We start from the raw sequence: 6,773 nt of genomic DNA on the forward strand, positions 1-6,773 counted from the left end.
GAGTGGCGTGTGACGCGTCATTTTTACGAGAAAAGGGTGGCAGATCATCATTCTGCCACCCTTTTCTTTGTAGAGACCAACTTTTGAGTCAGCTCTTTTTTTCATTGACGAAATTCCAATGAGATCCCGTCCGCAATCTGTGAGGACTGTTTTAACAACTCCCGCTTGACTGGGTCAATCCAGTAATACTGAACACGTTCACCAAACCTAACGTGGACGCAAAGTGTCTCTACGTGTTCGCTTGATTCGGTCGTCAATCGATCGTGCCGCAAGGGTCGCACCTGAATCGGTACCGCAAGTCCTGAAACGGCACTAAAGCCACTAAACGAAAACGTCGAATCAACGGTTAGTGGTAATGCTCGCAATAACAATTCGATTGAAAACAGATCAACACTTTCGGTATGAATCGGTAGGACAGACTGCTCATTGCCTCGCGTAATTACGACTGCATCCGCTCGATACAACGCATGCACGGTTTGGACGCCATCTTGGTACTCGACGAATTCGAGTGGCGTATAGTCTTCTGCATCAATCGTCAGGCGGATCGTTCGATTGCCGATTTTTTCTGACACCAATTTTTGCTCCCGTACTAGGATGGATTGATGTGATATCTTTTCTAACCGAATCGTTTCGTAAGTCTGTCCAATCTGAACCGCTTCTCCTTTTTCTATTCAGTAGACCTGTTTTTCGTCTTGTTCCTCGATGAGGGGATAGGTCATCCCTTTTATATTCATATCTCATTCTCCCTTCCTAAGATTCCGTTGACAGCCAACCGATGAACTGCTGCTTTTCAGACTTGCTCCGGCGTTTTCGCTGTCGTATCAATCGGACAGACCAGAAACTGTTTATACCATTTCTCTTCAAGTGCCCAGAGCGGTTGATGTTGTTCAAAGGATTGGCGAGTTCTTGTTTGATAGGCTAAAGACTAGAACGCGTTCCAGGGCAACAAAAAATCTTGAATGAAAGGCTCATTCAAGATTTTCTATTCATACCAATTTCTTCAGATGGAAACGTGATGCGTTATTGCTTGCTGTTTTTCGACATACTCAATCAAAATCGGCTGTTCCGGTGGATTGAGGTTTTCTGGTAGCTTATCCATAGCGAAAAAGCGTAATTCTGCGACTTCTGACGGATCCAGAACGATTTCACCCGTATACGCCGTACACAGAAATGCCGTGATCACATTATAGACTTCATCCCCGTGCGGATACTTATAGTAAAACGCATCACCCGAATAGACGTTCAATAATTCGAGCTGTTCTGCTTCAAGACCGGTTTCTTCCCTTAATTCTCGTTTTGCTGTCTCTACGAGCGTCTCCCCGATCTCAAGCGCTCCACCAGCGAGTCCCCAGCAACCGTTATCTTGCCGAAGTTGTAATAAGACTTCTTGTTTATCGTTGACGACGATGACACACGCTCCTGCCATGACGAGCGGTCGTGTGCCGACGAGTTTTCGTAATTCTGTAATGTATCCCATGTCATTCAGTCCTTTTCCATTTAAATCACTCTCGTTCGGACGCGCATCCGTTTGAGCCCCGTCAATAGGAGACACAACAAGATGATGTCCGAAACGAACAGTACGAACGTATGTATCGTAAAGAGGGAACGGAAATCGATTACGGCAACATTCTGCTGCACCTCAATCCAACTACTTAGTATGATTCCACTGATTGCAAATAAGATGAGTACGCCGACCTGTCGACGTGTCAGCGAGACATACGTCAAAACGCGCATGCCTTCACGGATCACGAATGGTAGGAGAACGAGGAGTGCTGCGACCGGTAAGATGACCGGGTCACCGCCTTGCTGAATCGGCATTGAGCGGGTCAAATAGCCAAACAGAAAAAAGAAACCACATACGAACAACAATAATCCGAACGCGATACTCGCATTCACCGCTTTGTTCATCTTACTTCCCTCACTTTTTAGAATAATGAATTATGAAGAAACGGTACTTTGATGCCATACGCCCGCTGCGTCAAGCCGGACTCGATGACTGCCGTCGAGTTCCATCTCGATCGGACTGACCTTCGCCGTCTTCGGTGAGAACAACCATGTGCGTCCTTCTGGGACGAGCAAGATATGCGTTCCATCCGCGACCGGTCCAAGGAAGTTAAGTGACGCACCGTTGAGTGGACGTTCCCGTCGCTCGAGAACACCGATCTCCGCTAACTGTTCACCCACTTCAAGCACGTCTTTCACCGTCAGACTCATCTCACCGATTCCAAGGATATCAGTTACTTCAAACGTTTGATCTTCTTTCGTCGGATTGATTTGATGCCGCGCGATTAGTTCGAGCACATTTTCATCTGGATCATAAAAATAGCAGGAATGTGAGTCCGTAAAGTCAAAATAAATCTCGTCTTGTCTATCTTTGATCAAAAGTGGTGTCCGTTCTACGAGCCACGCTTTTCCTTGTTGGAAGACGTTTTCCGGAATGTTGAACGCCATATGGTATTGCGTATCAACATCGTCTGTCTGTTGATATGTCAGCTGATCAATACCGGTTTGCATCGTAAACGACTCGTTCGTTTCCGAGACGAGCGGGAATCCGATCTGGTTTATGTAAAAATCCTTCATTGCCTGTAGATGGCGTGTTACAAGAATGGTTTTCGAAATGTTCAAGCTGATGACCTTCCTTCATTTGCAGTAAAATTTATCAAAAAGCGATATGCTTTATTTTACCACTAATGGTAAAATCATGACGAATGTAAAGTCTGATTTTTCAGATATATTTATACCTGAGAGGATGTTTTGATGAAATTATTAATCGCCCAACCGAAACGCGAGACCGGGCTCGAGCAATTCGAACGTGAAATCACCGCTTATCCTGAAGTCGACCTGATTGTCTACCCGGAAGGCTATTGTACGGTCGCAGAACTCGAACGCGTGCAACATCTTGCCAAGCAGTTCGAAACAGCCATCGTCCTCGGTTACAAAGATGAAGCGAATCTCGATCGCGCTGTCATCATCGATGCGACCGGGACGATTCTGCTTGATCGCGGCAAAACACCAGAAGCTAGACCGCTTTATATGCCTTCAACAGCAAACGACGGGTTATTTCGCTATGGATACGTCCTCTGCCGCGAAATCTTCTTAGGAAACGACGGACTATGCGAGGAATCCGGACTTGATCTCATCTTCAACCCGATTGGCGTCGGCATGTTCAGCGAGGAACAGTACGTTGAGTGGTCCGGTGAAGCGCGCATCATCAGTCAGGCGCAACAAGCGCTCATGATCGGAACGAGTCATGCCGATGGTTCGTACCGCAACTGTGGTTTTTCGATTCCGATTGCCTTCATCTATGACGAGACGGGTGAGCCGTTGCTGTTGTCTCATAACGATACGCGGACACGTCTGTTTGATACGGTCACGCGCCACGTCGAAGTCGTCGGGACACCATCTTTATCGTAAACGAACACACGCTTCTTCTGACCGGAAGAAGCGCGACATTCCTTCAGGAGGTGCTCATATGTTTCAAACTGGTCCTGCGTCATTCTTTTGGAAACGATACTTCTATGTCTTCTTTCCTTTATTCATCTTCGGCGTCAGTCACGAATCGTACTTGATCGATAATCCGTTAGCTAACCTTGAGGACATCGGTGAGTTCGTCTTCTTCTTTTGCCTTTATCTGTTTAACTTTGCCGTCCTTGCCGCTCTTTTAACGAATCTGTGGTGGTTCTTCCTTCCGATAAAACCCGCTCATTCCGAAACCGATTTCTGATAGGAAACGAGTGTCGCCCGTTCATTGAGCGGTTGACTGACACCGGTCAATCGATAGCCCATCTTTTCATAGAAATAACAATTGCGTGTCTCTTCGCGAATCGCGTTCGCAGTTCCCGAGTCGCAGCAGTCGGTGGACCTTCATAGAATACGAATTCCGCTTCCGTGCGTTGTTCAATCGATCGTGCGAAGACCTGGTCTTGTTTCCATCTGTTTCGGACACGCTCCTCGCGTTGTTGTACGGTTTCTGCTTAGTTTTGTGACGTCATCTCTTGTTCGCTCCTTTAATCGGTAACTGAGAGAATACAAAAAAAGTCCGCCCCTTTGACAGGGACGGACTTCACCGCGATACCACCCATATTCCGTCGAGAATACTCGTTCTCGACAGCACTTAGTTGCACACTATCATGCGCATTCCATGTAACGGTGGACACCCGGTCACGCTTACTGAATGGTTCAGCGTGACTTCTCAGAGAGGATCTTCATGATTGATCTGGCTACCGGTTCTCAGCAATCCCGGTTTTCTGTAAGGCAGAGGGACAATCATTACTTTTTCTCGTCAACGAAATGATATGCTCTTGTTGTGGAGAATCTTACCATATGCCTTAAACACTGCACAATAACTTTTTACATTTTCTTGCAAAGGAGTTTTTTGAATGTTACATACTTTCCCAACGCTTAAAACGGATCGTCTCGTCTTACGCGAAGTGTTACCCGAAGATGCTACGAGTGTCCTAGCCTATTTATCAGACGAACACGTCGTCAAACAGATGGGACTCGCCGCCTTTCAATCAGAAGCAGACGCGCTTGAAGAGATTGACTGGTATGCCTCGATTCGTCGCGATGGAACGGGTATCCGGTTCGGGATCGCATTACAAGAAGACGATGTCATCATCGGCAGTTGCGGTTTCTTGAATCAAGCGGAACGCCATCAGCGGGCAGAACTTGGGTTTGAGTTGAGCCCTGCCTATCAGGGACAAGGCATCGCGAAGGAAGCAGCGCTTGCGGTCATCGAATATGGCTTTACAGAACTTTCGCTCAACCGGATCGAAGCACTTGTCCTACCAGCAAACACCGCTTCGCAACGATTGCTTGAACGGCTCGGATTCCAACGTGAAGGGTTGCTTCGTCAATATGAGAAAACGCGTGGACAATTCGATGATTTGTATATGTACTCGATATTGCGAAGTGATTGGTTTCAAATTTAATCTATAAAAACATTCCCTTCATTTCAAAATGATTGAAATCTAAAAAGATGATATTGGAATATACTGTTAGGTGTAAGAAATCATTTTTGTCATTTAAGGGGGAACCATCTTGAAGAAATGGATCGCAGCAGGTCTTGTATCATCATTAGCATTCGGTGTCATGCAGACATCAATCGTTGAAGCAAGTTCAACTTCAAAAGAAGTGGCTAAACTGAAAAAGGAAAAAGCAGCACTCCAAAAACAACTAGCCGACGAAAAGAAAAAAACAAAGAAGTCGGAAAACGCCTATAAGACGTTACAAGGACAGCACACGAGCCTCTCAAAGTCTTATAAATCACTTGATACTAAGTACAAGAATCTTCAAATCGAGAACGAAGGGAACAAAAAGAAGATCAAAGAGCTTTCGACTGGGTATCGCCTTCTCGCATCTTCAAAATCACTTGTCACAGACGGAGCAGTCGTAACTGGTAAGTACAAAAATACAGAAAGTTTGTTGATGCTTGGTAAAACGCCATACGTACCATTACAATTGTTAGCAGACCTTTCAGGATTACCTCTAATCGAGACTTCCACCGCTTATGAAGTCGGAACACCACTTTCAGGTACATCACTTTCATCGATCCATATCGCCTCTTCATCGTTTGAATCGATTGAAAAAAATCAATCCATTTTAGCGAATGGTAAACTAAATAATCAAAACGTAATCTTATCAGGGTTCTTCAATGATGAATATGCTACTTTTAGTCTTGATCGAAAATATAAAAAATTATCTGGTCAACTATCCCTTTTGACTGAACAAGCTTTGACAAAAAGTTCGAGTGACTTGAAATATGCAAGTCCAGAAGATGAAATGACACTTGTATTCTCCGACAATAACGGAAAAGAACTCGGTCGCTATGATGTTGTATATGGCGCGGATGAAATAGACTTTGATATTGATGTCACGGGTGTGGCGAATCTTCGTGTAACTGCAGAAGGAAACAGTACAGTTACTACATTGATTTCACCTGTACTGACAAAATAATAAAAAAAATACCTAGAAGAGATTATTAGTCATCTCATCTAGGTATTTTTTTCATCATTTATGCAATTCTTTGATTCGTTTGTGGGTATCAGTTATTTCTTCTTTAAACAGATAGACATGAGGATTGCCCTCAAAAAAACAAGATAAATTCATAATAAGCAACATCTAGTGGAGCAAGCTCAATCGCTTTTCGTGCATGATGCAGCAGGCACATTCCATATAATATAGTAGATGTACCATCAGTAGTGACATCATTATTGTTGTTCTTCCATGCTTTACTCCTTTCCGTTCCAAACCACTTCATCGATAGGAACGTGCTTTCATAAACTCAATGATTGGTAGTGTAACTAAAGCAATCGCGAACAAAACGATCAATAACAGATTCGCTGATTCACGTAAAAAGTAATCGAGACAGATGAATCCAAAAATCAGGACAATCAGGATTTTGTAGCTAACGAGGCCGCTTTCCGTCGTAATCTTTTTGCCGAGCTCATCTTCTGGCACAGGACGCTCGTCTTCTCCTGATCGTGCCCACGTAAAATACGAGAAGAACATGATCAATAGAATCGCCAATTGAACAATCGAGAAGAACGTTACATTGTTTTCGATGATCATACTAATGATGGTAAGACTCGCCACTATCACGAGCGTTACTAAAAATAAACCCGTTTTTTTCTTAGACATCCCATTCCTCCTGTTCTGAAATGAACAGATGATCGACTTGTGTCTGCAAGACTTTGGCGATATTAAACGCTAATTTTGACACTCCCACGGCTAAAGCCGCAAGCCCACACCTTTGGTGAGGGTGGGATTCTCAA

General features: G+C 44.5%; 10 protein-coding genes and 1 other annotated feature. Of the genes, 4 read left to right on the plus strand and 6 right to left on the minus strand.

Annotated elements, in window-relative coordinates; genetic code table 11:
* Positions 1–101: 101 nt before the first annotated feature.
* The 4 genes from B3M90_RS00970 to B3M90_RS00985 form a co-directional block, all read right to left on the minus strand.
* Positions 102–572, minus strand: coding sequence for a hypothetical protein (locus tag B3M90_RS00970; protein ID WP_290782210.1), 471 nt, complete (start codon positions 570–572; stop codon positions 102–104).
* A gap of 428 nt (positions 573–1,000) precedes the next feature.
* The gene (locus B3M90_RS00975; protein WP_290782212.1) at positions 1,001–1,477 is read right to left on the minus strand and encodes an NUDIX hydrolase; all 477 of its coding nucleotides are present in this window, start codon (positions 1,475–1,477) and stop codon (positions 1,001–1,003) included.
* 20 nt (positions 1,478–1,497) lie between these two features.
* The gene (locus tag B3M90_RS00980; protein ID WP_290782215.1) at positions 1,498–1,908 is read right to left on the minus strand and encodes a hypothetical protein; all 411 of its coding nucleotides are present in this window, start codon (positions 1,906–1,908) and stop codon (positions 1,498–1,500) included.
* A gap of 30 nt (positions 1,909–1,938) precedes the next feature.
* Positions 1,939–2,625 carry a glyoxalase gene (locus B3M90_RS00985; RefSeq protein ID WP_290782216.1) on the minus strand — a complete coding sequence of 229 codons (687 nt, stop codon included), beginning with the start codon at positions 2,623–2,625 and terminating at the stop codon, positions 1,939–1,941.
* A gap of 132 nt (positions 2,626–2,757) precedes the next feature.
* Between B3M90_RS00985 and B3M90_RS00990 the strand changes: the two genes are divergently transcribed.
* The 4 genes from B3M90_RS00990 (at position 2,758) to B3M90_RS01005 (ending at position 5,955) form a co-directional block, all read left to right on the plus strand.
* Positions 2,758–3,414 carry a hypothetical protein gene (locus B3M90_RS00990; protein WP_290782219.1) on the plus strand — a complete coding sequence of 219 codons (657 nt, stop codon included), beginning with the start codon at positions 2,758–2,760 and terminating at the stop codon, positions 3,412–3,414.
* A 58-nt stretch (positions 3,415–3,472) separates the two neighbouring features.
* Positions 3,473–3,724: a hypothetical protein gene (locus B3M90_RS00995; RefSeq protein ID WP_214855841.1), complete on the plus strand. Its 252-nt coding sequence runs from the start codon at positions 3,473–3,475 to the stop codon at positions 3,722–3,724.
* A gap of 325 nt (positions 3,725–4,049) precedes the next feature.
* Positions 4,050–4,295, minus strand: a binding site (T-box leader).
* 84 nt (positions 4,296–4,379) lie between these two features.
* Complete coding sequence (locus B3M90_RS01000) at positions 4,380–4,931, plus strand: GNAT family N-acetyltransferase (RefSeq protein WP_214855839.1); 552 nt, start codon at positions 4,380–4,382, stop codon at positions 4,929–4,931.
* A gap of 109 nt (positions 4,932–5,040) precedes the next feature.
* Complete coding sequence (locus B3M90_RS01005; protein WP_290782221.1) at positions 5,041–5,955, plus strand: hypothetical protein; 915 nt, start codon at positions 5,041–5,043, stop codon at positions 5,953–5,955.
* Between the two features lie 130 nt (positions 5,956–6,085).
* On the opposite strand, the gene B3M90_RS01010 is transcribed toward B3M90_RS01005, so the two are convergent.
* Together B3M90_RS01010 and B3M90_RS01015 are read right to left on the minus strand one after the other, a co-directional pair.
* Positions 6,086–6,259, minus strand: a complete 174-nt coding sequence (locus B3M90_RS01010) for a hypothetical protein (RefSeq protein ID WP_290782223.1) — start codon at positions 6,257–6,259, stop codon at positions 6,086–6,088.
* Entirely contained in the window at positions 6,256–6,639 is a 384-nt protein-coding gene (locus B3M90_RS01015) for a hypothetical protein (RefSeq protein WP_069940471.1), read from the minus strand. Before B3M90_RS01015 ends, B3M90_RS01010 begins: the two co-directional genes overlap by 4 nt.
* Between the last annotated feature and the right edge of the window lie 134 nt (positions 6,640–6,773).

It is taken from the genome of Exiguobacterium sp. UBA6309 (assembly GCF_002439205.1).
Classification (GTDB): domain Bacteria; phylum Bacillota; class Bacilli; order Exiguobacteriales; family Exiguobacteriaceae; genus Exiguobacterium_A.

What these genes read in the sequence shown, in the direction of transcription:
- B3M90_RS00975 (WP_290782212.1), bottom strand. Translation starts at nt 1,477, where the DNA reads ATGGGATACATTACAGAATTACGAAAACTCGTCGGCACACGACCGCTC.
- B3M90_RS00980 (WP_290782215.1), bottom strand. Translation starts at nt 1,908, where the DNA reads ATGAACAAAGCGGTGAATGCGAGTATCGCGTTCGGATTATTGTTGTTC.
- B3M90_RS00990 (WP_290782219.1), top strand. Translation starts at nt 2,758, where the DNA reads ATGAAATTATTAATCGCCCAACCGAAACGCGAGACCGGGCTCGAGCAA.
- B3M90_RS00995 (WP_214855841.1), top strand. Translation starts at nt 3,473, where the DNA reads ATGTTTCAAACTGGTCCTGCGTCATTCTTTTGGAAACGATACTTCTAT.
- B3M90_RS01000 (WP_214855839.1), top strand. Translation starts at nt 4,380, where the DNA reads ATGTTACATACTTTCCCAACGCTTAAAACGGATCGTCTCGTCTTACGC.
- B3M90_RS01010 (WP_290782223.1), bottom strand. Translation starts at nt 6,259, where the DNA reads ATGAAGTGGTTTGGAACGGAAAGGAGTAAAGCATGGAAGAACAACAAT.
- B3M90_RS01015 (WP_069940471.1), bottom strand. Translation starts at nt 6,639, where the DNA reads ATGTCTAAGAAAAAAACGGGTTTATTTTTAGTAACGCTCGTGATAGTG.